This window comes from Pseudomonas sp. B21-059 (genome assembly GCF_026016285.1).
Taxonomy (GTDB): domain Bacteria; phylum Pseudomonadota; class Gammaproteobacteria; order Pseudomonadales; family Pseudomonadaceae; genus Aquipseudomonas; species Aquipseudomonas danubii.
Genome location: NZ_CP087201.1, coordinates 4,362,747 through 4,389,313, shown reverse-complemented (window position 1 = coordinate 4,389,313; position 26,567 = coordinate 4,362,747). Strand labels below are relative to the sequence as shown.

The 26,567-nt window shown below is 61.4% G+C and carries 28 protein-coding genes; 10 read left to right on the top strand and 18 right to left on the bottom strand.

All coding sequences use genetic code 11. The features are described 5' to 3' along the window. Window positions 1-34: 34 nt before the first annotated feature. The 4 genes from hflD to LOY69_RS19300 all read right to left on the bottom strand — a co-directional run bounded on the left by hflD (window position 35) and on the right by LOY69_RS19300 (window position 4,679). Window positions 35-658 carry a high frequency lysogenization protein HflD gene (gene hflD / locus LOY69_RS19315; protein WP_025126594.1) on the bottom strand — a complete coding sequence of 208 codons (624 nt, stop codon included), beginning with the start codon at window positions 656-658 and terminating at the stop codon, window positions 35-37. Beyond that, window positions 655-1,788 carry a tRNA 2-thiouridine(34) synthase MnmA gene (mnmA, locus tag LOY69_RS19310; RefSeq protein ID WP_265073447.1) on the bottom strand — a complete coding sequence of 378 codons (1,134 nt, stop codon included), beginning with the start codon at window positions 1,786-1,788 and terminating at the stop codon, window positions 655-657. Before mnmA ends, hflD begins: the two co-directional genes overlap by 4 nt. 71 nt (window positions 1,789-1,859) lie before the next feature. Beyond that, window positions 1,860-2,306, bottom strand: a complete 447-nt coding sequence (locus LOY69_RS19305) for an NUDIX hydrolase (RefSeq protein ID WP_102881785.1) — start codon at window positions 2,304-2,306, stop codon at window positions 1,860-1,862. A gap of 147 nt (window positions 2,307-2,453) precedes the next feature. Continuing rightward, window positions 2,454-4,679, bottom strand: a complete 2,226-nt coding sequence (locus LOY69_RS19300) for an NADP-dependent isocitrate dehydrogenase (protein ID WP_265073446.1) — start codon at window positions 4,677-4,679, stop codon at window positions 2,454-2,456. 505 nt (window positions 4,680-5,184) lie between these two features. Here LOY69_RS19300 and icd point away from each other — a divergent pair. Beyond that, window positions 5,185-6,441 carry an NADP-dependent isocitrate dehydrogenase gene (gene icd, locus LOY69_RS19295; RefSeq protein WP_102864727.1) on the top strand — a complete coding sequence of 419 codons (1,257 nt, stop codon included), beginning with the start codon at window positions 5,185-5,187 and terminating at the stop codon, window positions 6,439-6,441. Window positions 6,442-6,519: 78 nt separating this feature from the next. Here the strand turns inward: icd and cspD are convergent, their stop codons facing one another. Next, window positions 6,520-6,777 carry a cold shock domain-containing protein CspD gene (gene cspD / locus LOY69_RS19290; RefSeq protein WP_102864728.1) on the bottom strand — a complete coding sequence of 86 codons (258 nt, stop codon included), beginning with the start codon at window positions 6,775-6,777 and terminating at the stop codon, window positions 6,520-6,522. Between the two features lie 224 nt (window positions 6,778-7,001). On the opposite strand from cspD, the gene clpS reads away from it, so the two are divergent. Together clpS and clpA are read left to right on the top strand one after the other, a co-directional pair. Further along, complete coding sequence (clpS, locus tag LOY69_RS19285) at window positions 7,002-7,364, top strand: ATP-dependent Clp protease adapter ClpS (RefSeq protein ID WP_011062173.1); 363 nt, start codon at window positions 7,002-7,004, stop codon at window positions 7,362-7,364. A 29-nt stretch (window positions 7,365-7,393) separates the two neighbouring features. Beyond that, window positions 7,394-9,664, top strand: coding sequence for an ATP-dependent Clp protease ATP-binding subunit ClpA (gene clpA, locus LOY69_RS19280; protein WP_102864729.1), 2,271 nt, complete (start codon window positions 7,394-7,396; stop codon window positions 9,662-9,664). A gap of 126 nt (window positions 9,665-9,790) precedes the next feature. Here clpA and infA read toward each other — a convergent pair whose 3' ends face one another. The 4 genes from infA to trxB form a co-directional block, all read right to left on the bottom strand. Then, window positions 9,791-10,009 (bottom strand): translation initiation factor IF-1, encoded by a 219-nt coding sequence (infA, locus tag LOY69_RS19275; protein ID WP_002553999.1) that lies wholly within the window; start codon window positions 10,007-10,009, stop codon window positions 9,791-9,793. Window positions 10,010-10,109: 100 nt separating this feature from the next. Further along, a complete protein-coding gene (locus LOY69_RS19270; protein ID WP_102864730.1) occupies window positions 10,110-10,817 on the bottom strand; it encodes an arginyltransferase in 708 nt (235 codons plus the stop codon). A 58-nt stretch (window positions 10,818-10,875) separates the two neighbouring features. Next, window positions 10,876-11,556, bottom strand: a complete 681-nt coding sequence (gene aat, locus LOY69_RS19265; protein WP_102881783.1) for a leucyl/phenylalanyl-tRNA--protein transferase — start codon at window positions 11,554-11,556, stop codon at window positions 10,876-10,878. A 72-nt stretch (window positions 11,557-11,628) separates the two neighbouring features. Further along, window positions 11,629-12,579 carry a thioredoxin-disulfide reductase gene (gene trxB / locus LOY69_RS19260; RefSeq protein ID WP_102881782.1) on the bottom strand — a complete coding sequence of 317 codons (951 nt, stop codon included), beginning with the start codon at window positions 12,577-12,579 and terminating at the stop codon, window positions 11,629-11,631. A gap of 295 nt (window positions 12,580-12,874) precedes the next feature. Between trxB and LOY69_RS19255 the strand changes: the two genes are divergently transcribed. From LOY69_RS19255 to cysG, 6 genes are all read left to right on the top strand, one after another. Further along, window positions 12,875-15,283: a DNA translocase FtsK gene (locus LOY69_RS19255; RefSeq protein WP_102881781.1), complete on the top strand. Its 2,409-nt coding sequence runs from the start codon at window positions 12,875-12,877 to the stop codon at window positions 15,281-15,283. Between the two features lie 68 nt (window positions 15,284-15,351). Further along, window positions 15,352-15,975: an outer membrane lipoprotein chaperone LolA gene (gene lolA / locus LOY69_RS19250; RefSeq protein ID WP_102881780.1), complete on the top strand. Its 624-nt coding sequence runs from the start codon at window positions 15,352-15,354 to the stop codon at window positions 15,973-15,975. Window positions 15,976-16,008: 33 nt separating this feature from the next. After that, the gene (locus LOY69_RS19245) at window positions 16,009-17,334 is read left to right on the top strand and encodes a replication-associated recombination protein A (RefSeq protein WP_110596121.1); all 1,326 of its coding nucleotides are present in this window, start codon (window positions 16,009-16,011) and stop codon (window positions 17,332-17,334) included. Beyond that, window positions 17,331-17,705 carry a fluoride efflux transporter CrcB gene (gene crcB / locus LOY69_RS19240; RefSeq protein ID WP_265073445.1) on the top strand — a complete coding sequence of 125 codons (375 nt, stop codon included), beginning with the start codon at window positions 17,331-17,333 and terminating at the stop codon, window positions 17,703-17,705. The genes LOY69_RS19245 and crcB overlap by 4 nt, the downstream gene beginning before the upstream one ends. 16 nt (window positions 17,706-17,721) lie before the next feature. After that, window positions 17,722-19,002: a serine--tRNA ligase gene (gene serS / locus LOY69_RS19235; protein WP_102881778.1), complete on the top strand. Its 1,281-nt coding sequence runs from the start codon at window positions 17,722-17,724 to the stop codon at window positions 19,000-19,002. Further along, a complete protein-coding gene (cysG, locus tag LOY69_RS19230) occupies window positions 19,003-20,397 on the top strand; it encodes a siroheme synthase CysG (RefSeq protein WP_102881777.1) in 1,395 nt (464 codons plus the stop codon). Window positions 20,398-20,464: 67 nt separating this feature from the next. On the opposite strand, the gene LOY69_RS19225 is transcribed toward cysG, so the two are convergent. The 6 genes from LOY69_RS19225 to tusD all read right to left on the bottom strand — a co-directional run bounded on the left by LOY69_RS19225 (window position 20,465) and on the right by tusD (window position 23,937). Beyond that, window positions 20,465-21,466 carry a glutathione S-transferase family protein gene (locus LOY69_RS19225; protein WP_102881776.1) on the bottom strand — a complete coding sequence of 334 codons (1,002 nt, stop codon included), beginning with the start codon at window positions 21,464-21,466 and terminating at the stop codon, window positions 20,465-20,467. Between the two features lie 88 nt (window positions 21,467-21,554). Then, a complete protein-coding gene (locus LOY69_RS19220; protein ID WP_102881775.1) occupies window positions 21,555-22,556 on the bottom strand; it encodes a glycosyl transferase family protein in 1,002 nt (333 codons plus the stop codon). Continuing rightward, entirely contained in the window at window positions 22,553-22,888 is a 336-nt protein-coding gene (locus LOY69_RS19215) for a TusE/DsrC/DsvC family sulfur relay protein (RefSeq protein ID WP_179600769.1), read from the bottom strand. Before LOY69_RS19215 ends, LOY69_RS19220 begins: the two co-directional genes overlap by 4 nt. Continuing rightward, the gene (tusB, locus tag LOY69_RS19210; protein ID WP_115580489.1) at window positions 22,885-23,181 is read right to left on the bottom strand and encodes a sulfurtransferase complex subunit TusB; all 297 of its coding nucleotides are present in this window, start codon (window positions 23,179-23,181) and stop codon (window positions 22,885-22,887) included. Before tusB ends, LOY69_RS19215 begins: the two co-directional genes overlap by 4 nt. After that, complete coding sequence (gene tusC / locus LOY69_RS19205; protein ID WP_102881773.1) at window positions 23,181-23,543, bottom strand: sulfurtransferase complex subunit TusC; 363 nt, start codon at window positions 23,541-23,543, stop codon at window positions 23,181-23,183. Before tusC ends, tusB begins: the two co-directional genes overlap by 1 nt. A 1-nt stretch (window position 23,544) precedes the next feature. Then, window positions 23,545-23,937 (bottom strand): sulfurtransferase complex subunit TusD, encoded by a 393-nt coding sequence (gene tusD / locus LOY69_RS19200; protein WP_123394598.1) that lies wholly within the window; start codon window positions 23,935-23,937, stop codon window positions 23,545-23,547. Window positions 23,938-24,123: 186 nt separating this feature from the next. Here tusD and LOY69_RS19195 point away from each other — a divergent pair, with 186 nt between their 5' ends. Beyond that, window positions 24,124-24,873: an SDR family oxidoreductase gene (locus tag LOY69_RS19195; protein ID WP_102881771.1), complete on the top strand. Its 750-nt coding sequence runs from the start codon at window positions 24,124-24,126 to the stop codon at window positions 24,871-24,873. A gap of 12 nt (window positions 24,874-24,885) precedes the next feature. Here LOY69_RS19195 and LOY69_RS19190 read toward each other — a convergent pair whose 3' ends face one another. From LOY69_RS19190 to LOY69_RS19180, 3 genes are read right to left on the bottom strand one after another with little or no spacing between them, the layout of a single operon-like run. Continuing rightward, window positions 24,886-25,590 (bottom strand): YoaK family protein, encoded by a 705-nt coding sequence (locus LOY69_RS19190; RefSeq protein ID WP_265073444.1) that lies wholly within the window; start codon window positions 25,588-25,590, stop codon window positions 24,886-24,888. A gap of 42 nt (window positions 25,591-25,632) precedes the next feature. Beyond that, window positions 25,633-25,968 carry a DUF6388 family protein gene (locus LOY69_RS19185; protein WP_110596116.1) on the bottom strand — a complete coding sequence of 112 codons (336 nt, stop codon included), beginning with the start codon at window positions 25,966-25,968 and terminating at the stop codon, window positions 25,633-25,635. A gap of 36 nt (window positions 25,969-26,004) precedes the next feature. Next, window positions 26,005-26,505: an RDD family protein gene (locus LOY69_RS19180; protein ID WP_265073443.1), complete on the bottom strand. Its 501-nt coding sequence runs from the start codon at window positions 26,503-26,505 to the stop codon at window positions 26,005-26,007. Between the last annotated feature and the right edge of the window lie 62 nt (window positions 26,506-26,567).

Here is a 26,567-nt window from a genome sequence, read left to right as displayed (position 1 = left end):
TCTTACGCGCAGCTCTTGAAAAATCAGGCGCAGCTCAGCTGCTGCGCATCAATGGATAAAGCTCTTTGAGCAATTTGCGCCGGCTGATCACCAGTTGCCAGCGATGGCCGCCCAACTGGCGCCACAGGCGTGCGGAACGAATGCCGGCCAGCAGCAGGGCGCGAATTTTCGAGGCATTGCTCGGTTGCTGCAGGTTGCGCATGTCGCCATGTACCTGAATGCGCTGGCGCAGGGTGCTCAGGGTGTCCTGGTACAGCCCGCCGCACGCGGCAATGACGTTTTCGTGGGCCGGGCCGAAGTGTTCGACCTGGGACTGGATCTGCGGCAGGCGCTTGCCGATGGTTTCCAGCAGGTCTTCGCGCTTGGCCAGCTGACGTTCCAGGCCAAGCATCGACAAGGCGTAGCGCAGCGGCTCGCGTTGCAGCGTGCTGGGGTCGCGCTCCAGGGCGCCGATCAGGGCGCGGTAGCCCTCGCGCAGGTTGATGTCGTCGCCGCCATAGACTTCCAGGGTGTCCTTCGGATCACGGATCAGCAGGCTGCCGAGCATGCAGCTCAAGGCCGCTTCGCTGACTTGACCTGTCTTGGCAATACGATCCACCAGCACTGCTGCGAGGAATACGCCGCCCAGTGCCGTCAGTTGCTCCTGAATCGGGCTCATGGACGGACGTCCTTGCTGCTCCAGGGTTCGGCCACTTCGATGACGCCGCCACCGAGGCAGATTTCACCGTCGTAGAACACCACCGACTGGCCGGGAGTTACGGCGCGTTGCGGGTCGTCGAAGGTGGCGCGGTAGCCGTTGGCGGTCTTTTCCAGGGTGCAGGGCTGGTCGCTCTGGCGGTAGCGCACCTTGGCGGTCAGGCGCCGTGGCTGGCTCAGGTCGATAGGGTTGACCCAATAGATGTCGGAGGCCAGCAGGGCGTGGGAGAACAGCCAGGGGTGATCGTTGCCCTGGCCAACGATCAACTCGTTGTGCTCCAGGTCCTTGATCAGCACGTACCACGGCTCTTCGCCGGCGTCTTTCAGGCCGCCGATGCCCAGGCCCTGGCGTTGGCCGATGGTGTGGTACATCAGGCCGTGGTGGCGGCCGATGACTTCACCTTCGGTGGTCTTGATCTCGCCGGGCTGGGCCGGCAGGTATTGCTTGAGGAAGTCGCTGAAGCGCCGCTCACCGATAAAGCAGATGCCGGTGGAGTCTTTCTTCTTTGCAGTAGCCAGGTCGTGTTTCTCGGCGATGGCGCGTACTTCGGGTTTTTCCAGCTCGCCCACCGGGAACAGGGTCTTGGCGATCTGCTCGCCGCCAACGGCATGCAGGAAATAGCTCTGGTCCTTGTTCGGGTCCAGGCCCTTGAGCAGTTCGGTGCGGCCGTCGATGTCGCGGCGGCGCACATAGTGGCCGGTGGCGATCAGGTCGGCGCCGAGCATCATGGCGTAGTCGAGGAACGCCTTGAACTTGATTTCGCGGTTGCAGAGGATGTCCGGGTTCGGCGTGCGACCGGCCTTGTACTCGGCCAGAAAGTGCTCGAACACGTTGTCCCAGTACTCGGCGGCGAAGTTGGCGGTGTGCAGCTTGATGCCAAGCTTGTCGCACACGGCCTGGGCATCCGCCAGGTCGTCCATGGCGGTGCAGTACTCGGTTCCGTCGTCTTCCTCCCAGTTCTTCATGAACAGGCCTTCCACCTGGTATCCCTGCTCCATCAGCAGGAGGGCGGAAACGGAAGAATCCACGCCGCCGGACATGCCGACAATGACGCGCTTCTTTTGGGTGTCAGAAGGGGCTGGATCACGCATAGGAATTCAATGGGTGTCTTGAAAAAGGACGCGATTCTAACAGGCTGAGGCCTGCAAGGCTAAAACTGCGGTTAAAGCATTGGTCGGATCAGCGCCAGGCTGTGCAGTTGGCCGTCCAGGTAGTCGTCCAGGCACTGCAGGATCAGTTCACTGCGCCAGTTGGCCCGTTGCTCCAGCAGTTGCTCGCGGCTCAGCCAGCGTGGGCCGATGATGCCGTCGTCCAGTTGATAGTCCGGATGATGGCGCAGCGGCTTGGCGGCAAAGCACACGCGCTGGTAGGTCACGCCGTTGCTGGGGGCGGTGTACAGGTAGATGCCGACCACGCCGGTCAACTCCACGTCCCAGCCGGTTTCCTCCAGGGTTTCGCGGATGGCCGCCTGGAGCAGGCTTTCATTGGCATCCAGGTGCCCGGCGGGCTGATTGAGCACGGCCTGTTCGCCCGAGTACTCCTCGACGAACAGGAAGCGGCCCTGGTCCTCGACGATGGTGGCGACAGTGATATGCGGTTGCCATTCCATAAAGGCACTCCTTTATAAAGGGTGAGCATTGTAGGAGCCGGCTTGCCGGCGAAGCGAGCGCTGTCTGTTTCGTCGGCAGGCCGGCTCCTGCGGACTCCAGAAGCACAAACCCCGGCGCGGGGCCGGGGTTCGTGTGTTCGCTCGTGCTTACACCAGCGCAGCGATGGCCGCGTTGAGAGTGGCGCTCGGGCGCATGGCCTGGCTCACCAGCTCAGGGTTGGCGCTGTAGTAGCCACCGATGTCCACAGGCTTGCCCTGTACGGCGTTGAGCTCGGCGACGATGGTCGCTTCGTTCTCGGTCAGGGTCTTGGCCAGGGTGCTGAACTGTGCTTGCAGGGCAGTGTCCTCGGTCTGGGCGGCCAGGGCTTGTGCCCAGTACAGCGCCAGGTAGAAGTGGCTGCCGCGGTTGTCGATGTTGCCGACTTTGCGCGATGGCGACTTGTTGTTGTCGAGGAACTGACCGGTAGCCTGGTCCAGGGTCTTGGCCAGTACCAGGGCTTTCGGGTTGTTGTAGGTGTTGCCCAGGTGCTCCAGGGAAGCGGCCAGGGCCAGGAACTCACCCAGGGAGTCCCAGCGCAGGAAGTTCTCTTCCAGCAGCTGTTGCACGTGCTTCGGAGCCGAACCGCCGGCGCCGGTTTCGAACAGGCCGCCACCGTTCATCAGTGGCACGATCGACAGCATCTTGGCGCTGGTGCCCAGTTCCATGATCGGGAACAGGTCGGTCAGGTAGTCGCGCAGTACGTTGCCGGTCACCGAGATGGTGTCCTTGCCGTCACGGGTGCGGGCCAGGGTGAACTTCATGGCTTCAACCGGGGACATGATGCGGATGTCCAGGTCGCTGGTGTCGTGATCTTTCAGGTAGGCCTGAACTTTTTCGATCATCACGCCGTCGTGGGCGCGCATCGGGTCCAGCCAGAAGATCGCTGGGGTGCTGCTGGCGCGAGCACGGTTGACTGCCAGCTTGACCCAGTCCTGGATCGGCGCGTCTTTGGTCTGGCACATGCGGAAGATGTCGCCGGCTTCGACTTTCTGCTCCAGCAGCAGCTTGCCTTGGCTGTCGGTCACGCGAACCACGCCATCAGCCTTGATTTCGAAGGTCTTGTCGTGGGAGCCGTACTCTTCGGCTTTTTTCGCCATCAGGCCAACGTTCGGCACGCTGCCCATGGTGGTCGGATCGAACGCGCCGTTGGCTTTGCAGTCTTCGATCACGGCCTGGTAGATGGTGGCGTAGCAACGATCCGGGATCACTGCCTTGGTGTCGTGCAGCTGGCCGTCGGTGCCCCACATCTTGCCGGAGTCACGGATCATGGCCGGCATCGAGGCGTCGACGATCACGTCGCTCGGCACGTGCAGGTTGGTGATGCCTTTGTCGGAGTTGACCATGGCCAGGGCAGGGCGGGCAGCGTAGACGGCCTGGATGTCGGCTTCGATCGCAGCTTGCTGCTCGGCCGGCAGGGCCTTGATGCGGGCGTACAGGTCGCCGATACCGTTGTTCAGGTTGAAGCCGATTTCTTGCAGGACGGCGGCGTGCTTGCTCAGGGCGTCCTGATAGAACTCGGCAACGATCTGGCCGAACATGATCGGGTCGGAGACCTTCATCATGGTGGCTTTGAGGTGCACTGACAGCAGTACGCCTTGCTTCTTGGCGTCTTCGATTTCAGCGGCGATGAAGGTGCGCAGGGCCTTTTTGCTCATCACGGCGCAGTCGAGGATTTCACCGGCTTGCACGGTGGTTTTTTCTTTCAGGACGGTGGCTGTGCCGTCTTGGGCGATCAGTTCGATCTTGACGCTGTCTGCGGCTTCGATCAGGGCGGCTTTTTCGCTGCCGTAGAAGTCGCCGTTGCTCATGTGGGCAACGTGGGACTTGGAGTCCTTGGCCCAGGCGCCCATCTTGTGCGGGTGCTTGCGCGCGTAGTTCTTCACCGACAGCGGAGCGCGGCGGTCGGAGTTGCCTTCACGCAGAACCGGGTTCACGGCGCTGCCCTTGACCTTGTCGTAACGCGCCTTGGCGTCTTTGTCGGCGTCGCAGGTCACGGTTTCTGGATAGTCCGGCAGGGCGTAGCCCTGGGCCTGCAGTTCCTTGATCGCGGCTTGCAGTTGCGGTACCGAGGCGCTGATGTTCGGCAGCTTGATGATGTTGGCTTCCGGGGTAACGGCCAGTTCGCCCAGTTCGGCGAGGTGGTCCGGTACCGCTTTGGCACCCAACTGCTCAGGGAAGCTGGCGAGGATGCGGCCGGCCAGGGAGATGTCGCGGGTTTCCACGGCGATATCAGCCGAAGCGGTGAAGGCTTCTACGATAGGCAGCAGGGAATAGGTGGCGAGGGCCGGGGCTTCGTCGGTGAAGGTGTAGATGATCTTCGAGCGGGTGGGCATATTCGGATTAACTCTCTTCTTTGCTAAAGCGTGCGCAGAAACTCGAGGTGCGCCGGGTAAGCGCTTTCGTTCAAAGGTCATCCATGAGCCGAATGTCGAGGTTTCTTCGCGGTGATGTTGGGTGCATCAGTCGAGCGTCAAGCGGGTGGGCTGCGGTAACAACCCGGCTTTGGGCGGCCATTCTCGGCTTGTTTTTTTCGGTAGCAGAGCGTTCGGCCGTCGTGACTCTGTGGTCAGCGGCGGCATTATACATAGGTAGCTAGCAAAACGCCGATGCTTCATAGGAGCCCGTTCTCGTCCATTGGTCTAAAGGTCGCAGGCGGGGGGTAGGCGTAGAGTCGCTCGAGGTGCTCGATTTTGGCACTTTTCCCTTTGCTTTCAGGCTTGTAGGCCGCGGACTGTACAGCTTTCACGGCATATGGGTGGAACATGAGGTTCCCGTCCAGATTCAACTGGGTTACGCTCGAACGCAGCCAGATGTTCAATCCACACAACGGAGTTCAGCATGGGATACAAGAAGATTCAGGTTCCAGCAGTCGGCGACAAAATCACCGTCAACGCAGACCATTCTCTCAATGTTCCTAACAACCCGATTATTCCTTTCATCGAAGGCGACGGTATTGGTGTTGATATCAGCCCGGTCATGATCAAGGTTGTCGATGCTGCGGTTAAGAAGGCTTACGGCGGCGAACGCAAGATTTCCTGGATGGAAGTGTATGCCGGGGAAAAAGCGACTCAAGTGTACGACCAGGATACCTGGCTGCCTCAGGAAACCCTGGACGCGGTAAAGGACTACGTGGTTTCCATCAAGGGCCCGCTGACCACTCCGGTCGGTGGTGGCATCCGTTCCCTGAACGTGGCCCTGCGTCAACAGTTGGACCTGTATGTGTGCCTGCGCCCGGTGCGCTGGTTCGAAGGCGTGCCCAGCCCGGTGAAAAAGCCTGGCGATGTGGACATGACCATCTTCCGTGAAAACTCCGAAGACATTTACGCCGGTATCGAGTGGAAGGCCGGTACGGCAGAAGCCACCAAGGTCATCAAGTTCCTTAAAGAAGAAATGGGCGTCACCAAGATCCGTTTCGACGAAAACTGCGGCATCGGTGTCAAGCCGGTTTCCCTGCAGGGCACCAAGCGTCTGGCGCGCAAGGCGCTGCAGTATGTAGTGGATAACGACCGCGACTCGCTGACCATCGTCCACAAAGGCAATATCATGAAGTTCACCGAAGGTGCCTTCAAAGAGTGGGCCTATGAAGTGGCGGCTGAAGAGTTCGGCGCAACCCTGCTGGACGGCGGTCCTTGGATGCAGTTCAAGAACCCGAAAACAGGCAAGAACGTCATCGTCAAGGATGCTATCGCTGACGCCATGCTCCAGCAGATCCTGCTGCGCCCGGCCGAATACGATGTGATCGCCACCCTCAACCTCAACGGTGACTACCTGTCCGACGCCCTGGCGGCGGAAGTGGGTGGTATCGGTATCGCTCCGGGTGCCAACCTTTCTGACACCGTGGCCATGTTCGAAGCGACCCACGGTACCGCGCCCAAGTATGCCGGCAAGGACCAGGTCAATCCGGGTTCGCTGATTCTCTCCGCGGAGATGATGCTGCGCCACATGGGCTGGACCGAAGCGGCCGACCTGATCATCAAGGGCACCAACGGCGCCATCTCGGCCAAGACCGTGACTTATGACTTCGAGCGTCTGATGGAGGGAGCGACCCTGCTGTCTTCGTCGGCATTCGGTGATGCACTGATCTCGCACATGTAAGCGAATTTGGGCTGAAAGCAAACCGGCCGACTCAATCCCTTGAGTCGGCCGGTTTTTTATGACTGGATGTTGGATGAATCAGCTCAGGGCGCTTTCGGTCTGGACCTCGGCGGTGACGATTTCGCCGGGTACCTTCAAGGCGCTGATTTTGATTGCATGCAGCCCCTTGGGGCCTTGGATGATCTCGAAGCTCACTGCCTGCCCGGCTTTCAAGGTCTTGTAGCCATCCATATCGATGGCCGAGTAATGGGCAAACAGATCGTCAGTCTTGCCCTCCTCATTAATAAAGCCATAGCCCTTGGCATTGTTGAACCACTTGACCTTACCGCTAGCCATACTCATATCCCTCTGCAACAGACTCCATCACTGGAGTATCATCCAGTTCATCCGCCGCCAAACTTGGTAAAAAGGTTGACGCCGCGGACGTTTATTACCCAATGTGGGCCCTATTGGTTGTAACACCGTTTTGCCGATAGTCAAGGTGACCCGGCAGTCGGAGTTGAATTCCGTCCAGGGCGCCCCCACCACTGTATTTGCACAACTGACGAACCTTTCTTTCCATGCATGCAATCAGCCAGATTCGACTAACATTCAATCAGGATCGCCCGGACTTGCACGACGACGATTCCGCTGGCTTGGCTGTACAGGAAGCTAAGCCTGCGTTACAGGCGCCGCCGATGTACAAGGTGGTTTTGTTCAACGATGACTACACCCCGATGGATTTCGTCGTCGAAGTGCTCGAGATGTTTTTTAACCTGAATCGCGAGCTGGCGACCAAGGTCATGCTGGCCGTCCATACCGAAGGGCGGGCAGTGTGTGGATTGTTTACCCGCGACATCGCCGAGACCAAGGCCATGCAGGTCAACCAGTACGCCCGGGAAAGCCAGCATCCGCTACTCTGTGAAATCGAGAAGGACGGTTAACGCCGACCACTTGGGTATGAGGTGAAGCTATGTTAAACCGCGAGCTCGAAGTCACCCTCAATCTCGCCTTCAAGGAGGCCCGTTCGAAGCGTCATGAATTCATGACCGTCGAGCACCTTCTGTTGGCTCTTTTGGATAATGAGGCCGCCGCCACCGTTTTACGTGCCTGCGGAGCAAACCTCGACAAACTCAAGCACGACCTGCAGGAGTTCATCGACTCCACCACGCCGCTGATTCCTGTGCACGACGAGGATCGCGAGACTCAGCCAACCCTGGGTTTCCAGCGTGTGCTGCAACGTGCTGTCTTTCATGTACAGAGCTCGGGCAAGCGTGAAGTCACCGGCGCCAATGTGCTGGTGGCAATCTTCAGTGAGCAAGAGAGTCAGGCCGTGTTCCTGCTGAAACAGCAGAGCGTTGCCCGTATCGATGTGGTCAATTACATCGCCCATGGCATTTCCAAGGTGCCTGGGCATGGTGATCATTCTGAAGGTGAACAGGATATGCAGGACGAAGAGGGTGGTGAGTCGTCTTCTTCGGGCAATCCTCTGGATGCCTATGCCAGCAACCTCAATGAATTGGCCCGTCAAGGGCGGATTGATCCGTTGGTGGGTCGCGAGCAGGAGGTGGAGCGCGTTGCGCAGATCCTCGCTCGTCGACGCAAGAACAATCCGTTATTGGTAGGTGAAGCGGGTGTGGGCAAGACCGCCATTGCCGAAGGCTTGGCCAAGCGCATTGTCGATAATCAGGTTCCAGACCTGTTGGCCAACAGCGTTGTCTACTCCCTGGATCTCGGGGCGTTGCTGGCGGGTACCAAATACCGTGGCGATTTCGAGAAGCGCTTCAAGGCGTTGCTGGGCGAATTGAAGAAGCGTCCTCAGGCGATTCTGTTCATTGACGAGATTCATACCATCATCGGTGCCGGTGCGGCTTCCGGCGGGGTAATGGATGCCTCGAACCTGCTCAAGCCGCTGCTGTCCTCGGGTGATATCCGTTGCATCGGTTCGACCACCTTCCAGGAATTTCGTGGCATCTTCGAGAAGGACCGGGCCCTGGCTCGGCGCTTCCAGAAGGTCGATGTGTCCGAGCCCTCGGTCGAGGACACCATTGGCATCCTGCGCGGTCTCAAAGGTCGTTTCGAGCAGCATCACAGCATCGAATACAGTGATGAAGCCCTGCGCGCCGCAGCGGAGCTGGCCTCGCGCTACATCAATGACCGGCATATGCCGGACAAGGCTATCGACGTCATCGACGAAGCGGGTGCCTACCAGCGTCTGCAACCGGCCGAGAAGCGCGTGAAGCGCATCGAGGTGGCTCAGGTCGAGGACATCGTGGCGAAAATTGCCCGTATTCCGCCCAAGCATGTCACCAGCTCCGATAAAGAGCTGCTGCGCAACCTTGAACGCGATCTCAAGTTGACGGTGTTTGGCCAGGATGCGGCGATTGATTCGCTGTCTACCGCCATCAAGTTGTCCCGTGCGGGCCTGAAGTCTCCGGACAAGCCGGTGGGTTCGTTCCTGTTTGCCGGTCCTACCGGTGTCGGCAAGACCGAAGCGGCTCGGCAGTTGGCCAAGGCTATGGGTATCGAGCTGGTGCGCTTCGACATGTCCGAGTACATGGAGCGGCACACCGTATCGCGCTTGATTGGTGCGCCTCCCGGCTATGTCGGTTTCGACCAGGGTGGCTTGCTGACCGAAGCGATCACCAAGCAGCCGCATTGCGTATTGCTGCTCGATGAAATCGAGAAGGCGCATCCGGAAGTCTTCAACCTGCTGCTGCAGGTGATGGATCACGGCACCCTGACCGACAACAACGGGCGCAAGGCGGATTTCCGCAATGTGATCGTCATCATGACCACCAACGCCGGTGCTGAAACCGCGGCGCGAGCCTCTATCGGCTTCACTCATCAGGATCACTCTTCCGATGCCATGGAAGTGATCAAGAAGAGCTTTACGCCAGAGTTCCGCAACCGTCTGGACACCATTATCCAGTTCGGTCGCCTGAGTCACGAAGTGATCAAGAGCGTGGTGGACAAGTTCCTTACCGAGCTTCAAGCGCAGTTGGAAGACAAGCGCGTACAGTTGGAAGTGACCGATGCCGCTCGCAGCTGGCTGGCCGCCGGTGGTTACGACGTGGCCATGGGTGCACGCCCGATGGCGCGTTTGATCCAGGACAAGATCAAACGTCCCCTGGCCGAGGAGATCCTGTTTGGCGAATTGTCCGATCATGGCGGTGTGGTACACATCGACATCAAGGATGGCGAGTTGACCTTCGATTTCGAGACCACGGCGGAAATGGCTTGATGGCCGCGTAACGCAGCAGTACCGCCAAAGGCACCGGAGGGTGCCTTTGTGCTATCTGGGGGTTGAACAGTTTTTTGCCGACGAACAAAAACGCCCGGCATAACCGGGCGTCTTGTATTGACTTGCTTAGCGAGCGCGGTAAGTGATGCGCCCTTTGCTCAAGTCATAGGGCGTCAGCTCGACGCGCACTTTGTCACCGGTAAGAATACGAATGTAGTTCTTGCGCATCTTGCCGGAAATATGCGCGGTTACGACGTGCCCATTTTCCAACTCCACACGAAACATGGTGTTGGGCAGGGTGTCGACGACAGTGCCTTCCATTTCGAAGCTGTCTTCTTTCGACATGCAGTAAAGCCCTCGGTGTCCAATGAATGGCCCGGTGCAACTGCGCCAGGCAAAAGCGGCGTGCATTGTGCCCGAAAAGTGGGGTTTAAGCCAAGACCTTCTAGTTGAGGATCACCCATCTCTGGTTAACCAGCAGCTCTATGGGGCGATATTGGGTCTTGTAGTTCATCTTTTTGCAGTTTTTGATCCAGTAGCCGAGGTACACCGCGTCCAGCCCCAGGCGCAGGGTTTCGCCGATTTGCCAGAGGATCGCGTAGCGCCCCAGGCTGCGGCGCTCTTCATCGGGTTCATAGAAGGTGTAGACCGCCGAAAGCCCGTTGGGCAATAGGTCGGTAACGGCCACCGCCAGCAGGCGCCCCTCCAGGCGGAACTCGTAGAAGCGGGAAAACGGCAGGTCACGCACCAGGAAGGTCGAGAACTGGTCGCGGCTGGGGGGGAACATGTCGCCGTCGGCGTGGCGTTGCTCGATGTAGCGTTGGTAAAGGTCGAAGTACTCTTCGCTGAAGCCAGGTTTGGCCGCTTGTACGCTCAGGTCGCTGTTGCGTTTGAGAATGCGTTTTTGCTGACGATTGGGTAGGAACTGCGCCACTGGAATGCGCGCCGGGACGCAAGCGTTGCAGTTTTGGCAGTGGGGGCGGTACAGGTGATCGCCGCTGCGACGAAACCCCATTTCCGACAGATCTGCGTAGACATGCACGTCCATGGGCTGGCTGGGATCGAGGAACAAGGTGGTGGCCTGTTCGTCGGGCAGGTAGCTGCAAGAATGGGGTTGAGTGGCATAAAACTTCAGGCGCGCCAACTCGGTCATGAGTCAACCCTCGGAATAAGCTTTGAAATTAAGTGTAAGCCACAGCCGTCAAACCCGCCTAGGAAACCCATATGGCGCGGCTCGGCTGATCCAGGTGACGCGCGAGGTAGTCGGCGAACTCGGGTCGGGAAATGGAGCGTGCACCCAGGCTGTGCAGATGCTCGGTAGGCATCTGGCAGTCGATCAATACAAATCCCCACTCCTTCAGATGCTGTACCAGAGTGGCGAATCCGAATTTCGAGGCGTTGTCGGCACGGCTGAACATCGATTCGCCAAAAAACAGTTGGCCCATGGCCAGGCCGTATAGCCCTCCCACCAACATGCCTTGATCCCAGACTTCCACCGAATGGGCATAGCCGCGCTGATGCAATTGCAAATAGGCCTGTTGCATCGCCTCGCTGATCCAGGTGCCGTCGGCATAAGCCCGAGGTGCTGCGCAGGCGCTGATGACCGCAGCGAAGTCCTGGTCGAACGTCACTTGATAGCGCTGTTTGCGCAACAGCTTGCCCAGGCTGCGGGAGACATGCAGCTCGTCCGGCAGTAGCACGGTGCGTGGGTCGGGGGACCACCAGAGGATCGGTTGACCCTCGGAAAACCAAGGGAAGCAGCCGTGACGATAGGCCTGAATCAGGCGATCGGCGGACAGATCACCGCCCGCAGCCAGCAGCCCGTTGGGCTCGCGCATGGCCTTTTCCAATGGGGGGAAATCAAGCTTGTTGCGTTGTAACCAGGTCAGCATGGCATCCAGACTTACGGCAGGGGAGGGCGGTGGCGGGCCGATGATGGCCCGCCACAAGCGTAGGGCGAGGGCTTAGTTGTCGTCGAGGAATTTTTCTGCATCCAGAGCTGCCATGCAGCCGGCACCGGCGGACGTAATGGCCTGGCGGTAGACGTGATCGGCCACATCGCCGGCGGCGAATACTCCCGGGATGCCGGTGGCGGTGGCATTGCCTTCGCTGCCACCCTTGATCAGCAGGTAGCCGTCACGCATCTCCAGTTGCCCCTGGAACAGCTCTGTATTGGGCTTGTGGCCGATGGCGATAAACACTCCAGCCAGTGCCAGATCCTTGGTTTCTCCGCTGTGGCTGTCCTTGAGGCGGGCGCCGGTCACGCCGCTGGCATCACCCAGCACCTCGTCCAGATGCTGGTTCCAATGCAGGCGGATATTGCCGTTGGTGGCCTTGTCGAACAGTTTGTCCTGGAGGATTTTCTCTGCGCGGAGCTTGTCGCGGCGGTGCACCAAGTGCACTTCCTTGGCGATGTTGGACAGGTACAGGGCCTCTTCAACGGCGGTATTGCCACCACCCACCACGGCCACCACCTGATTGCGATAGAAAAAGCCGTCGCAGGTGGCGCAGGCGGAAACCCCTTTGCCGGCAAACGCTTCTTCCGATGGCAGGCCCAAGTACTGCGCCGACGCGCCGGTGGCGATGATCAGCGCGTCGCAACTGTAGGTGCCGCTGTCGCCGATGAGGATAAACGGCCGTTGCTGCAACTGAGCGGTGTGGATGTGGTCATAGACGATCTGGGTGTCGAAGCGCTCCGCATGTTTCTGCATGCGCTCCATCAGCACCGGGCCGGTCAGGCCTTCGACGTCACCAGGCCAGTTGTCGACGTCGGTGGTGGTGGTCAGTTGGCCACCGGCTTGCAAGCCGGTGATCACTGTCGGTTTGAGGTTGGCACGCGCGGCATAAACGGCGGCGCTGTAACCGGCAGGGCCAGAGCCCAGAATGATCAGGCGTGAATGCTTCGCTTGGTTCATAAAAACACCTCATAAGCCTTTGTCACAAAAGAGAATGCATGCTCCAATTGAACAGTGCGTATTACGCAATTGGCTATGCTTAACAGACTGTTCTGACGTGGCATGGTGTGAACAAACCCGTACAATACGACGATGTACCAGGCTTATTCAGAATTGCACCGTTTCAGAAGCAAGGGGCAGAGTGTTAAAAGTAGCCCCAGTTACGCCGGTCAACTTTATTTACCTGCTCGGATTGAGCAGTATCTTGTAGTCAATCACCCGTTGGACGCGCTTATGGCGCAGGAAAAGACGCGTTTTGAAGAAATCCACCGCAGCACCTAAACCTGTTGTTCCGCTCTGGCGTCAGCAATTGCACTACCGGCTCAAGGAAGGTGCATTGATCGCCATTGGAGCCCTGTGCCTGTTCTTGATGATGGCACTTCTGACCTACGGTAAAGATGATCCGGGTTGGAGTCATAACAGCAAGATCGAAGATGTGCAGAACTTCGGCGGTCCGGCAGGCTCTTACAGCGCCGATATCCTGTTTATGGTGTTGGGTTACTTCGCCTATATCTTCCCGTTGCTGTTGGCGATCAAGACTTACCAGATCTTCCGCCAGCGCCATGAACCCTGGCAGTGGAGCGGCTGGCTGTTTTCCTGGCGGCTGATTGGCCTGGTGTTCCTGGTGCTGTCCGGCGCTGCCTTGGCACATATTCACTTCCATGCTGCCACGGGCCTGCCGGCCGGTGCCGGTGGTGCTCTGGGCGAGAGCCTGGGCGACCTGGCCAAGAATGCACTGAACGTGCAGGGCAGTACCCTGATGTTCATTGCCCTGTTCCTGTTCGGCCTGACGGTGTTCACCGACCTGTCGTGGTTCAAGGTGATGGACGTCACAGGCAAGATCACACTTGACCTGTTCGAACTGTTCCAGAGCGCCGCCAATCGTTGGTGGGATGCTCGCGTCGAGCGCAAGCAACTGGTGGCGCAATTGCGCGAAGTGGATGCCCGGGTCGATGAGGTGGTGTCCCCGAGCATTGCCGACAAGCGCGAGCAGGCCAAGGTCAAGGAGCGTCTTATCGAGCGCGAACAGGCCTTGAGCAAGCACATGTCCGAGCGCGAGAAGCAGGTGCCGCCGGTGATCACTCCTGTGGTCACCAAGGCGCCGGAACCGAGCAAGCGCGTGCAGAAAGAGAAGCAGGCACCGCTGTTCGTCGACAGCGCGGTGGAAGGCACCTTGCCGCCGATCTCGATCCTCGATCCGGCGGAAAAGAAACAGCTCAATTACTCCCCCGAATCCCTGGCGGCCGTCGGCCATCTGCTGGAAATCAAGCTCAAGGAATTCGGCGTCGAAGTTGCGGTGGATTCCATCCATCCCGGCCCAGTGATTACCCGTTACGAAATCCAGCCGGCGGCCGGGGTGAAAGTCAGCCGTATCGCCAACCTGGCCAAGGACCTGGCCCGCTCCCTGGCCGTGACCAGCGTGCGGGTGGTGGAAGTGATTCCCGGCAAGACCACCGTGGGCATCGAGATTCCCAACGAAGACCGGCAGATCGTGCGCTTCTCCGAAGTGCTCTCGACGCCGGAATACGACAACTTCAAATCCCCGGTCACCCTGGCCCTGGGTCACGACATCGGCGGCAAGCCGATCATCACCGACCTGGCGAAAATGCCTCACCTGCTGGTGGCCGGTACCACCGGTTCCGGTAAGTCGGTGGGGGTCAACGCGATGATCCTGTCGATCCTGTTCAAGTCCGGCCCGGAAGACGCCAAGCTGATCATGATCGACCCGAAGATGCTCGAACTGTCGATTTACGAAGGCATTCCGCACCTGCTGTGCCCGGTGGTCACCGACATGAAGGACGCGGCCAACGCCCTGCGTTGGAGCGTGGCGGAGATGGAGCGCCGCTACAAGCTCATGGCCAAGATGGGCGTGCGCAACCTCTCGGGCTTCAACGCCAAGGTCAAGGAAGCCATTGAAGCCGGTACGCCGCTGGCGGACCCGCTGTACAACCGCGAAAGCATCCACGACGAAGCGCCGCTGCTGACCAAGCTGCCGACCATCGTGGTGGTGGTGGACGAATTCGCCGACATGATGATGATTGTCGGCAAGAAGGTTGAAGAACTGATCGCCCGTATCGCCCAGAAGGCCCGGGCCGCCGGTATCCACTTGATTCTCGCGACCCAGCGGCCGTCGGTGGACGTGATCACCGGCCTGATCAAGGCCAACATCCCGACCCGCATGGCGTTCCAGGTGTCGAGCAAGATCGACTCGCGGACCATCATCGACCAGGGCGGCGCCGAACAGCTGCTGGGCCACGGTGACATGCTCTACATGCCACCGGGCACCAGTCTGCCGATTCGCGTCCACGGCGCCTTCGTCTCCGACGATGAAGTGCACCGCGTGGTGGAGGCCTGGAAGCTGCGGGGCGCGCCGGAATACAACGACGACATCCTCAACGGTGTCGAAGAGGCGGGCAGCGGTTTCGAAGGCAGTAGCGGCGGTGGCGACGGTGATGATCCGGAAGCTGACGCGCTCTACGACGAAGCCGTGCAGTTCGTCCTGGAAAGCCGCCGGGCCTCGATCTCGGCGGTACAGCGCAAGCTGAAGATTGGCTACAACCGCGCTGCCCGGATGATCGAAGCCATGGAAATGGCCGGGGTGGTGACGGCGATGAACACCAACGGCTCCCGCGAAGTGCTGGCGCCGGGCCCGATGCGCGACTGATCCCTGTTTCGTTTTCAGCGGCGTGATGCCACGCCGCTCGCATACCCATCCAATTTATGAGGAATTCCATGCGCCTGATTCGCATGTTGCTGCTGCCGGTACTGGCTGTGACCTCCCTGTCGGCCCACGCCGACCCCAAAGATGTGGCCCGCCTGACCCAGTTGCTGGAAAAGTCCCAGACCCTGACCGCGCGTTTCTCCCAGCTGACCCTGGACGGCAGCGGCACCCAGTTGCAGGAAACCGCCGGCGAGATGTCCCTGCAGCGCCCGGGCCTGTTCTACTGGCACACCGATGCGCCACAAGAACAGTTGATGGTTTCCGACGGCCAGAAAGTTTCCCTGTGGGACCCGGACCTGGAGCAGGTGACCATCAAGAAGCTCGACCAGCGCCTGACCCAGACCCCAGCCTTGCTGCTGTCCGGTGACGTGTCGAAGATCAGCGAAAGCTTCGACATCACCTCCAAGGAGGCCGGTGGCGTGATGGACTTCACCCTCAAGCCGAAAACCCGCGACACCCTGTTCGACAGCCTGCGCCTGTCGTTCCGCAACGGCATGATCAACGACATGCAGTTGATCGACAGCGTCGGCCAGCGCACCAATATCCTGTTCACCGGGGTCAAGGCCAACGAAGCGATCCCGGCGTCCAAGTTCAAGTTCGACATCCCCAAGGGTGCCGATGTGATCCAAGAGTAAGCAGCCGCAACCGCAAGGTTTCGAAGGTAGTCCATGGACCTGTTTCGTAGTGCCCCGATCGCCCAGCCACTGGCCGCACGCTTGCGTGCGACCAACCTGGACGAGTACGTCGGTCAGCAGCACCTGCTGGCTCGGGGCAAGCCGCTGCGTGAGGCCTTGGAGCAGGGTGCCCTGCATTCGATGATCTTCTGGGGCCCTCCGGGAGTGGGTAAGACCACCCTGGCGCGGCTGCTGGCGGAAGTCTCGGATGCTCACTTCGAAACCGTCTCGGCGGTGCTGGCCGGGGTCAAGGAGATCCGCCAGGCGGTGGAAATCGCCAAGCAGCAGGCCGGGCAATACGGGCGGCGGACCATCCTTTTCGTCGATGAAGTGCATCGTTTCAACAAGTCCCAGCAGGATGCCTTCCTGCCCTACGTGGAAGACGGCACGCTGATTTTTATCGGCGCCACCACGGAAAACCCGTCCTTCGAACTCAACAACGCCTTGCTCTCCCGGGCCCGGGTCTATGTGCTCAAGAGCCTGGATGAAGCGGCCCTGGGCACCCTGGTACAGCGCGCCCTGACCGAAGAACGCGGTCTGGGCAAGCGCCAGTTGCGCCTGAGCGACGAAGGTTTCCAGATGCTGCTGTCGGCGGCCGATGGCGATGGCCGGCGCATGCTCAATCTGCTGGAGAACGCCTCGGACCTGGCCGAAGACGGCGGCGAGATCAGTGTCGATCTGTTGCAAAGCCTGTTAGGGGATACCCGCCGCCGTTTCGACAAGGGCGGCGAGGCGTTCTATGACCAGATTTCCGCGTTGCACAAATCCGTGCGCGGCTCCAACCCCGACGGCGCCCTGTATTGGTTTGCACGCATGCTTGATGGCGGTTGCGACCCGCTGTACCTGGCCCGGCGCGTGGTGCGCATGGCCAGCGAAGACATCGGCAACGCCGACCCGCGGGCGCTGAGCCTGTGCCTGGCGGCCTGGGATGTGCAGGAGCGCCTGGGCAGCCCCGAAGGCGAGCTGGCGGTGGCCCAGGCCATTACCTACCTGGCCTGCGCGCCGAAAAGCAACGCCGTGTACATGGGCTTCAAGGCCGCCATGCGCGCCGCTGCCGAGCACGGTTCCCTGGAAGTGCCGATCCATCTGCGCAACGCCCCGACCAAGCTGATGAAGCAGTTGGGTTACGGCGACGAGTACCGCTACGCCCACGACGAGCCGGATGCCTACGCCGCCGGTGAAGATTACTTTCCCGAAGAACTCGAACCCTTGCCGCTCTACCAGCCGGTGCCCCGTGGCCTGGAACTGAAGATCGGCGAGAAGCTCAAGCACCTGGCCGCCCTGGACCGGGCCAGCCCCCTGCAGCGGAGAAAACCTTGATCCCCCTGATCCTCGCAGTTTCCGCCGGCGGCGTGGCCGGTACCCTGTTGCGCTTCACCACGGGCAACTGGATCAACGCCAATTGGCCGCGGCACTTCTATACCGCGACGCTGGCCGTTAATATCGTGGGCTGCCTGCTGATCGGCGTGTTTTACGGACTGTTCCTGGTCCGTCCGGAAGTGCCGATCGAAGTGCGTGCCGGTTTGATAGTGGGCTTCCTCGGTGGCCTGACGACTTTTTCATCCTTTTCACTGGATACCGTGCGTCTGCTGGAAAGCGGACAAGTGGCGCTGGCCCTGGGCTATGCGGCACTGAGCGTATTCGGCGGGCTGCTTGCTACCTGGGCCGGCCTGTCCTTGACCAAACTTTGATAAACGAGAGAACGACATGCTCGATTCCAAACTGTTACGTAGCAACCTCCAGGACGTAGCGGATCGTCTGGCATCCCGCGGCTTTGCCCTGGATGTGGCACGCATCGAAGCGCTGGAAGAACAGCGCAAGACCGTGCAGACCCGCACCGAGCAACTGCAGGCTGAACGTAACGCGCGCTCCAAGTCCATCGGCCAGGCCAAGCAACGCGGCGAAGACATCGCCCCGCTGATGGCCGACGTTGAGCGCATGGGGAACGAGCTGAGCACCGGCAAGGTGGAGCTGGAAAACATCCAGAGCGAACTGGATTCGATCCTGTTCGGCATTCCCAACCTGCCTCACGAATCGGTGCCGGTCGGCGAAGACGAAGACGGCAACGTTGAAGTGCGCCGCTGGGGCACCCCGACCACCTTCGACTTCCCGATCAAGGACCACGTGGCCCTGGGCGAAACCCACGGCTGGCTGGATTTTGAAACCGCGGCCAAGCTGTCCGGCGCGCGCTTCGCCCTGTTGCGCGGCCCTATCGCCCGTCTGCACCGCGCCCTGGCGCAGTTCATGATCAACCTGCACACCGGCGAGCACGGCTACGAAGAGGCCTACACCCCGTACCTGGTGCAGGCTCCGGCCCTGGTGGGCACCAGCCAGCTGCCGAAGTTCGAGGAAGACCTGTTCAAGATCACTCGCGAAGGCGAAGCCGATCTGTACCTGATCCCGACCGCCGAAGTGTCCCTGACCAACATCGTGGCCGGCGAGATCCTCGATCCGAAGCAACTGCCGCTGAAGTTCGTCGCCCACACCCCGTGCTTTCGCAGTGAAGCCGGTGCTTCGGGCCGCGACACCCGCGGCATGATCCGCCAGCACCAGTTCGACAAGGTCGAGATGGTCCAGGTGGTCGAGCCGTCGACTTCGATGGAAGCCCTGGAAGGCCTGACCGCCAACGCCGAAAAGGTCCTGCAACTGCTGCAACTGCCGTACCGCGTACTGGCCCTGTGCACCGGCGACATGGGCTTCAGCGCGGTCAAGACCTACGACCTGGAAGTCTGGGTGCCGAGCCAGGACAAGTACCGCGAGATCTCCTCGTGCTCCAACTGCGGCGACTTCCAGGCCCGTCGCATGCAGGCACGCTTCCGCAACCCGGAAACCGGCAAGCCGGAGCTGGTGCACACCCTCAACGGTTCCGGCCTGGCCGTGGGCCGCACCCTGGTGGCGGTGCTGGAGAACTACCAGCAGGCCGACGGCTCGATCCGTGTGCCGGACGTGCTGAAGCCTTACATGGGCGGCCTTGAGGTCATCGGCTAAATGGAATATCTGCCGCTGTTTCACAACCTTCGCGGCAGTCGTGTGTTGGTGGTCGGTGGAGGGGAGATTGCCTTGCGCAAATCCCGTCTGCTGGCCGATGCCGGTGCGCAGCTGCGAGTGGTCGCACCTGAAATAGAAGCGCAATTGCAGGAACTGATCGTCGCCAGCGGCGGTGAGTCCCTGCTGCGCGGGTATGTCGAGGCCGACCTCGACGGCTGCACCCTGATCATCGCCGCCACCGACGACGAATCCCTCAATGCCCAGGTTTCCGCCGATGCCCATCGGCGTTGCGTCCCGGTCAATGTGGTGGACGCGCCGGCCCTGTGCAGCGTGATCTTTCCCGCTATCGTCGACCGTTCGCCGCTGGTCATCGCGGTCTCCAGCGGCGGCGATGCACCGGTGCTGGCGCGGTTGATCCGGGCCAAGCTGGAAACCTGGATTCCCTCCACTTATGGCCAACTGGCCGGGTTGGCGGCGCGTTTTCGGGCACAGGTCAAAGGCCTGTTTCCGGATGTGCAGCAGCGCCGGGCGTTCTGGGAGGACGTATTCCAGGGTCCTATCGCCGATCGCCAACTGGCGGGGCAGGGTGCGGAAGCCGAACGTCTGTTGCAGGCCAAGATTGCCGGCAAGGCGCCTCATGCGCCGGGCGAGGTGTATCTGGTGGGCGCGGGCCCGGGTGATCCGGACCTGCTGACCTTTCGCGCCCTGCGCCTGATGCAACAGGCCGACGTGGTGCTCTACGACCGTCTGGTGGCACCGGCGATTCTCGACCTGTGCCGCCGCGATGCCGAGCGCATCTACGTTGGCAAGCGCCGCGCCAATCATGCCGTGCCTCAGGAGCAGATCAACCAGCAACTGGTGAACCTGGCCCGGCAAGGCAAGCGCGTGGTGCGGCTCAAGGGTGGCGATCCGTTCATCTTTGGCCGTGGCGGCGAAGAGATCGAAGAACTGGCGGCCCACGGCATTCCATTCCAGGTGGTGCCGGGGATTACCGCGGCCAGTGGTTGCTCGGCCTATGCCGGGATTCCCCTGACTCACCGCGACTACGCCCAGTCGGTGCGCTTTGTCACCGGTCACCTCAAGGACGGCACCAGCAACCTGCCCTGGAGCGACCTGGTGGCACCGGCCCAGACCCTGGTGTTCTACATGGGCCTGGTGGGCTTGCCGACCATCTGCGAGCAACTGATCAAGCACGGGCGCAGCGCCGACACGCCGGCGGCCCTGGTTCAGCAGGGCACCACCAGCAACCAGCGAGTCTTCACCGGCACCCTGGCCAACCTGCCGACGCTGGTGGCGGAGCACGAAGTGCACGCGCCGACCCTGGTGATCGTTGGCGAAGTGGTCCAGCTACGCGAGAAGCTGGCCTGGTTCGAAGGCGCTCAGTCCGAGGTCTGAAAAGCTTCGCCGCCAAGCCGACTCCTACAGGATCGATGTAGGAGCTGGCTTGCCAGCGAAAGCGTTCTCAACCCCTGCACCAAACCCCTTGTCCGCTCAACCGTTGCCGATCATGTGCGCGGCTGAAGTCCTGCTGCGGCCCCTTTGGCACAATTCCGGTCGGATTGATGGTGCTATGGCTGGCGTAGTAGTGCCCCTTGATATGGGCAAAATCCACCGTCTCGGCAATCCCCGGCCACTGGTACAACTCCCGCAGCCAGTTCGACAGGTTCGGGTAATCGGCAATCCGCCGCAGGTTGCACTTGAAGTGGCCGTGGTACACCGCATCGAAACGGATCAGCGTGGTGAACAGCCGTACATCGGCTTCAGTCAGATACTCGCCAACCAAGTAGCGCTGTTTACCCAGCAACGCTTCCAAAGCGTCCAGCTCGGCAAAGACATCATCGAACGCCGTCTCATAGGCCTGTTGTGAAGTGGCAAACCCGGCGCGGTACACGCCATTGTTCAGCGCGGGGTAGATGCGTGCGTTGAGTTCATCGATGCGTGCGCGCAATGGCTGCGGATAAAAATCCAGGTCATTGCCGGTCAGGCCGTCAAAGGCGCTGTTGAACATGCGGATGATCTCCGCCGACTCGTTGCTGACGATGCGCTGTTGCTGCTTGTCCCACAGCACCGGCACGGTGACGCGACCGGTGTAGTCGGCGCTGTCGGCGGTATAACGCTGGTGCATGAAATCAAAGTGATCCAGCGCATCACCGCTGGAGCCGAAGGCGCTGTCGAAGGTCCAGCCGTGCTCGCGCATCAGCCAGCTGACCACCGAGACGTCGATCAGCGGTTCCAGGCCTTTGAGCTTGCGCAGGATCAGCGTGCGGTGGGCCCAGGGGCAGGCCAGGGAGACATACAGGTGATAGCGCCCGGCCGCGGCGGCAAAGCCGCCTTCGCCACTGGGGCCGGGACTGCCATCGGCGGTCACCCAGTGGCGGCGTTGCGCCTGTTCCCGTTGGAAGGCGCCGTCCTTGCCGCTTTCGTACCACTGGTCATGCCAGCGCCCATCGATCAGCAGTCCCATTGAATGCTCCTCAGCTATTTCGCGTTGGAGTGCAGTCTATGCCGCTGGGTTCGAACAAAAAGCGCAAAGCGTGGGCGGTTTTGATCGATTAAATCGATCTGTCCCGGGCATCCCAATACTGCTGGGCCAGCGCGAAGGCCTGCTCTCGCGGCGTGCCCAAGCCGCGCAAGGCCAGGGCCATGGTCGCCAGCAGGGCCAGTTGCGGGTAACTGTCCTCAACATCACCGCGCCACAGCGCCAGGAGGTGCTCGGGTTCCAGGCTGGCCGGTTTCACATGGCGTTGTGCCGACAGTGCCGGCCATTCCTCGTCCCAGCTGACGCCACCGGTGCTGCCGTACAGATGGCTGGTGGTGTCCGGGTTGATCTCGATCTCGCCGCCGTCGCCCTTGATCACGATGACGTTGTCCCCCAGCAGGCCGCTGGCATCGCGGTGCACTGCCTGGTAGCCGGGGTGGAAGATGCTCTGCAGGCCGCAACGGGCGCCCAGGGGATTGAGAATGCGCGCCAGGGAGTGGATCGGTGAGCGCAGGCCGAGGATGTTGCGCAAATCGATCATCCGTTGCAGCTGGGGCGCCCAGTCGCCTAGCGGCATGAAGGCCAGGTTGCCCTGGTCCAGTGCTTTGCCGACCGATGGCCAGTCACGGCACAGGGGAATCCCCAGGGGCTCCAGCAACTGTTCGGTGTACAGGCGCCCGGCGGTATGGGCGCCGCCGCCGTGGAGCAGGATGCGCACGCCGTTCTGCGCCAGGCACTTGGCCGCAAGCAGGTACCAGGGCAGGTGGCGCTTCTTGCCGGCGTAGGTCGGCCAGTCGAGGTCCAGGGCAATGGCCGGGGTGTTGAGGCGTTCGCGCAAGGCCTCGGTGAAGCCCGCCAGCTCTTCCGGGCTTTCTTCCTTGTGCCGCAGCAGCATGAGGAAGGCGCCGAGCTGGGTGTCCTCGACCTTGCCGTCCAGCAGCATGCCCATGGCTTCCCGGGCTTCCTCGCGAGTCAGGTTGCGCGCGCCGCGCTTGCCCTTGCCAAGGATGCGCACGAACTGGGCGAACGGGTGCTCTTGCGGGGTCTGGGTGAGCAGGGGGGCGAAATCGTTCATAGGCAATTGGTCGGCTTCGGCAGGCCCGCCAGCTTGGCGGCAAGTTTGGCGGGAGTGCCTTTGAACAGACGGTTCAGGTGCAGGCTGTTGCCCTTGTCCGGGCCCAGCTTGAGGGCGGTGTACTTGATCAGCGGGCGGGTGGCCGGGGACAACTGGAACTCCTTGTAGAAGCCCTGCAGCAGTTCGAGGATTTCCCAGTGTTCCGGGCTCAGCTCCAGCTCTTCGTTGGCGGCCAGGGCTTGGGCCACGTCGGCGGACCAGTCGTCGAGGTTGACCAGGTAACCGTCCTTGTCCAGTTCGATGGCGCGAGCGCCCACAGTCAGGGTACTCATAGCCAGGTGTTGACCTTGTCATGCTCAATCGACAGCTCGACGAAGCCCGGGTAATCCACCGCACGGGCCCAGGTCGGCAGCTCCAGGCCCCGGGCTTGCAAGTCCTCTTCCAGCACATACAGCTTCAAGCCGCTGCGGGCGCCCAGTTCGCCGTAAAGAGTGGTGCCCGGCTGCAGGGCATAGGCGGCATCACCGCACAGCAGCAGGCCATCGGCGCTGCCCAGCAGACGCAGGCAACTGCTCAGGCGGGTGTCGGTGAAGGGCGAGTGGGACAACACGTGCAAGGTCGACATCAGAGGGTAATCACCTGGTCAAAACGGTCGATGATCCCGGCCAGTTCCGGGGCGTTGAGCAGCTGTACCGCGTCAAGGCTCAAGGTTGCCGGGTCCAGGCCACGAGCAGCTAGGCTGGCGCTGCAGGCAAACAGTTCGTCGACGCCGAACAGCGACAACGCCTGCAGGTTGGCGCTCAGGTCCTTTTGCCGCAGCAAGGAAGCCTTTTGCCCCGGCGCCAGTTGCAGCACGCCATCGTCGAGAAACAGCAGGCCGATCGGCAGGTCGAAGGCGCCGCCGGCCAGGACGATATCCAGGGCCTCCCGGGCACCAGGGCCGGACCAGGGCGCCTGACGGCTGATCAACAACAGGGATTTGGCCATCTCACGCCCCTCCAAAACAGATCAGGCGGTCGGCGGCCTGTACCGCGTCATGCAATTGCCCGAGCCCCGACAGCTCCCACGGCGCCTCGACGCTCACCGCCGTGCGCTGATAGCGCTGGGCTTCGTCGGCATTCAACACGCCGCGGCGCAGGGCCGCGGCGATGCACACCACGCCATCGAGCTGATGCTGCTCGATAAATTCGCGCCATTCCCGGGGCATGTCCTGTTCGTCCTGGGGCGTGACGATGCTGTTGGCGGCGTTGTAGACGCCGTCCTGGTAGAAAAACAGCCGGACAATCTCATGCCCGCCTGCCAGCGCCGCCTGGGCGAACAGCAGGGCGCGGCGCGAGGACGGCGCGTGAGCGGCGGAGAACAGGGCGATGGCGAACTTCATGACGGACTCGATGGATAAAACTGCGGCCATGATAAAGCTTTCTCCTTGGATCGGCTAAACCCCTTTCGCCCCGAAGGCTCTGGCTCCGGGAGCCCAGGACATATCGGGTAAAGCTTTGCCCGGGCCCTGAAGCAGCAACCAGGGATAGACTCGCGCCTTCAATCAACCTGGGACAAGGAGCAAGGGATGATGGATTTGAATTCGGCGGTGGTGGTGGTCACCGGTGCCGGTCGTGGTTTGGGCGCGGCACTGGCCATCAGTCTGGCGGACCTGGGCTGCAAGCTGATTCTCTGTGGGCGCAATGCCGAGGCCCTGGCGCAGGTGAGTGCGGCCATCGAGACGCGCACCGGCCAGGCTGCCGATTGCGTGGTGGTGGATCTGGCCAACAGCGACAGCGTCAAGGCGGCCCTGGCGGAGATTCATGTGCGCCAGCCCCAGGTGGACATTCTGATCAATAACGGTGCCATGTGGTTGGAGGCCAGCGAGCAGCCCCACAGCGCGGCCGAGGTCACCGGAGTGATCGATGCGGCCCTGACGGGCACCTTCCTCCTGACCCAGGGCCTGATGCCGGCGCTCAAGGCCTCCACGCGTCCGGACATCGTCACCATCGGCTCCATCAGCGGCTTGCCCAATGCACCCCTGCACAGCGTGTCGCTGCCGTTCTACGCGGCCAAGCACGGGCAACTGGCCCTGGCCGACGGTCTGCGCCAGGTGCTCAAGGGCACGCCGGTGCGCTCGCTGTGTGTGCATCCGCCGTATCTGGAGGACATTTCGCCGCTGGACCCGGCCTGGCAGCAGGTTCCGGCACGACAGAAGGGCGAGCAGGGCACCAACCGCGACGTGGTGGAAGCGGTGGTCTTCGCCCTGACCCGGCCGCGGCACATCAGCCTGTCATCGATCGTCATCGATACCGACAGCGGCGGTCTGTTCGACTGATGGAAGTACAGGTCAGCGGGTCTTGTAGCCCAGTTGCCAGCGGCGCGGAATCTTCAATGACGCCACCCCTAGCAACGCTGCAAACAACCCGCTGACATACAGCGCCTTGAGCCCCAGGTGTTGTTCCAGCAGGGCACCCAGCACCGCTCCGGCGAACATCCCGCTCCAAGGCACCAGTTGCACTCGCCAGCCGTTGCGCCGATCACCGAGCATCCAACGCCCCAGCCCACGGCCAAAGCGCGACAGGGCCCCGGTGACATAGGTCAGGCCAATGGGCAGGCCGTTCACTTCCTCCACTGCCGCATTGAGCATGCCCATGGCGATAATGGCCGCCAGCAGGGCCGGCAGATGCTGCTCGAAGGGCCAGGCGGCGGACGCGCAGAGCAATGCGCCGATGCTTAGCAGCAAGGGCAGGGCGCGGTGCCCGGCCAGGCGGCTGACCACCACGCCCAGGGCGTTACCGACGATAAAGGTCGCCACCAACAGCAGCAGGCGCAGCACCAGGCCCAGCTCGCCATTGCTGATGGCCACCGCCATGCGCGTGGTGTTGCCGCTCATGAAGGACACGAAATCGCCAGTGGCCATGAAGCCGATGGCGTCGGTCATGCCAGCCAGCACCGAAAGGCAAGCCACCAGCCCGAGGCCGACCCGCCCACGCCATTTCTGCGTGTGCTGCAGGGAGGCGCTGGCCGATTGGGTGGAAGTCGAAGGCAACATCGTCGGTTCTCCTGAACAGGGACTACGGGGGACGCGTGCGGGTCAAGGTTGTGGATCGAGAGGATGCAGGGCGCAGTATTCATCCCACGGCATGCCGGCCATTTCCGCCACTTCCCTGTGCACTTCAAGGCGCTGGGCGTGGAATTCCTCGGGGCTGGCGGCGGTCAGTTGCAGGCTCAACTCCCAGGCGAACAGCCCCAGGCGCTCGGCTTCGGCTTCAAAGGCTTCATGCAGGCGTTCGTTGCGGTACTGCTCGGGCGTCTCGCCCTTGACCTGGGCCTCCAGCGGATTGAGCTTGTCCAGGGCTTCGCGCAGTTCGGGGCGGGCGGCGAGAAATCTTTCCAAGGCTATTTCGTGGTGCAGGGCATCGGCGGGCATCGGGGCTCCTTGAGGGGAACGGGCAGTCTTCAGGCATCAAGCCCGGGACAGGGGATGTTCTGGCATTTCACTGCGTATCTGCTGCAGATCCTTGTGCGGGATCACGTAGGTGCGGGCGAGCATATCGCCTATTCGCTGGCAGCGGCTTGATTCCGCGCAGGCCATCAGCGGGACAAAGGCGAACGCGGCCTCCAGATGGCGGGTGGCGCTTCTGATCAGTACCTGGATCAGCGTCGGCGGCGTCCCGGCGGCGTTGATCACCACCAGGCCCAGGGCGCACTTGCCGGGCGTGCGGCCCTTGAAGAAATACTCCCAGGCCACGAAGTACAAGGGCCAGACCAGCATGAACAGCATTGAGTGCAGGTAGGGCTCCAGCGCCGTCTGTTGCTCGAGGTCGAGCAAGCGTCTGACCGGCTGCAACGCCAGCACCCCGTGCAGGCTCAGCGACAGGAGCACATACACTGCCAGCGCCAGCACCTGGTCGAGCATGAAGGCGGCGGCGCGGCGCAGGATCAGTTGGGTTCTTGAGACTTCCATGGTCGATTCCAGAGTTTTTTCCATCACATCGGGCGCAGTGTAATCCCCGCAGGGCGGGGTGT

Excerpts from the sequence above, each read along its gene's own strand:
- hflD (WP_025126594.1), bottom strand. The coding sequence starts at position 658 with ATGAGCCCGATTCAGGAGCAACTGACGGCACTGGGCGGCGTATTCCTC.
- mnmA (WP_265073447.1), bottom strand. The coding sequence starts at position 1,788 with ATGCGTGATCCAGCCCCTTCTGACACCCAAAAGAAGCGCGTCATTGTC.
- LOY69_RS19305 (WP_102881785.1), bottom strand. The coding sequence starts at position 2,306 with ATGGAATGGCAACCGCATATCACTGTCGCCACCATCGTCGAGGACCAG.
- LOY69_RS19300 (WP_265073446.1), bottom strand. The coding sequence starts at position 4,679 with ATGCCCACCCGCTCGAAGATCATCTACACCTTCACCGACGAAGCCCCG.
- icd (WP_102864727.1), top strand. The coding sequence starts at position 5,185 with ATGGGATACAAGAAGATTCAGGTTCCAGCAGTCGGCGACAAAATCACC.
- cspD (WP_102864728.1), bottom strand. The coding sequence starts at position 6,777 with ATGGCTAGCGGTAAGGTCAAGTGGTTCAACAATGCCAAGGGCTATGGC.
- clpS (WP_011062173.1), top strand. The coding sequence starts at position 7,002 with ATGCATGCAATCAGCCAGATTCGACTAACATTCAATCAGGATCGCCCG.
- clpA (WP_102864729.1), top strand. The coding sequence starts at position 7,394 with ATGTTAAACCGCGAGCTCGAAGTCACCCTCAATCTCGCCTTCAAGGAG.
- infA (WP_002553999.1), bottom strand. The coding sequence starts at position 10,009 with ATGTCGAAAGAAGACAGCTTCGAAATGGAAGGCACTGTCGTCGACACC.
- LOY69_RS19270 (WP_102864730.1), bottom strand. The coding sequence starts at position 10,817 with ATGACCGAGTTGGCGCGCCTGAAGTTTTATGCCACTCAACCCCATTCT.
- aat (WP_102881783.1), bottom strand. The coding sequence starts at position 11,556 with ATGCTGACCTGGTTACAACGCAACAAGCTTGATTTCCCCCCATTGGAA.
- trxB (WP_102881782.1), bottom strand. The coding sequence starts at position 12,579 with ATGAACCAAGCGAAGCATTCACGCCTGATCATTCTGGGCTCTGGCCCT.
- lolA (WP_102881780.1), top strand. The coding sequence starts at position 15,352 with ATGCGCCTGATTCGCATGTTGCTGCTGCCGGTACTGGCTGTGACCTCC.
- LOY69_RS19245 (WP_110596121.1), top strand. The coding sequence starts at position 16,009 with ATGGACCTGTTTCGTAGTGCCCCGATCGCCCAGCCACTGGCCGCACGC.
- serS (WP_102881778.1), top strand. The coding sequence starts at position 17,722 with ATGCTCGATTCCAAACTGTTACGTAGCAACCTCCAGGACGTAGCGGAT.
- cysG (WP_102881777.1), top strand. The coding sequence starts at position 19,003 with ATGGAATATCTGCCGCTGTTTCACAACCTTCGCGGCAGTCGTGTGTTG.
- LOY69_RS19225 (WP_102881776.1), bottom strand. The coding sequence starts at position 21,466 with ATGGGACTGCTGATCGATGGGCGCTGGCATGACCAGTGGTACGAAAGC.
- LOY69_RS19220 (WP_102881775.1), bottom strand. The coding sequence starts at position 22,556 with ATGAACGATTTCGCCCCCCTGCTCACCCAGACCCCGCAAGAGCACCCG.
- LOY69_RS19215 (WP_179600769.1), bottom strand. The coding sequence starts at position 22,888 with ATGAGTACCCTGACTGTGGGCGCTCGCGCCATCGAACTGGACAAGGAC.
- tusB (WP_115580489.1), bottom strand. The coding sequence starts at position 23,181 with ATGTCGACCTTGCACGTGTTGTCCCACTCGCCCTTCACCGACACCCGC.
- tusC (WP_102881773.1), bottom strand. The coding sequence starts at position 23,543 with ATGGCCAAATCCCTGTTGTTGATCAGCCGTCAGGCGCCCTGGTCCGGC.
- tusD (WP_123394598.1), bottom strand. The coding sequence starts at position 23,937 with ATGAAGTTCGCCATCGCCCTGTTCTCCGCCGCTCACGCGCCGTCCTCG.
- LOY69_RS19195 (WP_102881771.1), top strand. The coding sequence starts at position 24,124 with ATGATGGATTTGAATTCGGCGGTGGTGGTGGTCACCGGTGCCGGTCGT.
- LOY69_RS19190 (WP_265073444.1), bottom strand. The coding sequence starts at position 25,590 with ATGTTGCCTTCGACTTCCACCCAATCGGCCAGCGCCTCCCTGCAGCAC.
- LOY69_RS19185 (WP_110596116.1), bottom strand. The coding sequence starts at position 25,968 with ATGCCCGCCGATGCCCTGCACCACGAAATAGCCTTGGAAAGATTTCTC.
- LOY69_RS19180 (WP_265073443.1), bottom strand. The coding sequence starts at position 26,505 with ATGGAAGTCTCAAGAACCCAACTGATCCTGCGCCGCGCCGCCGCCTTC.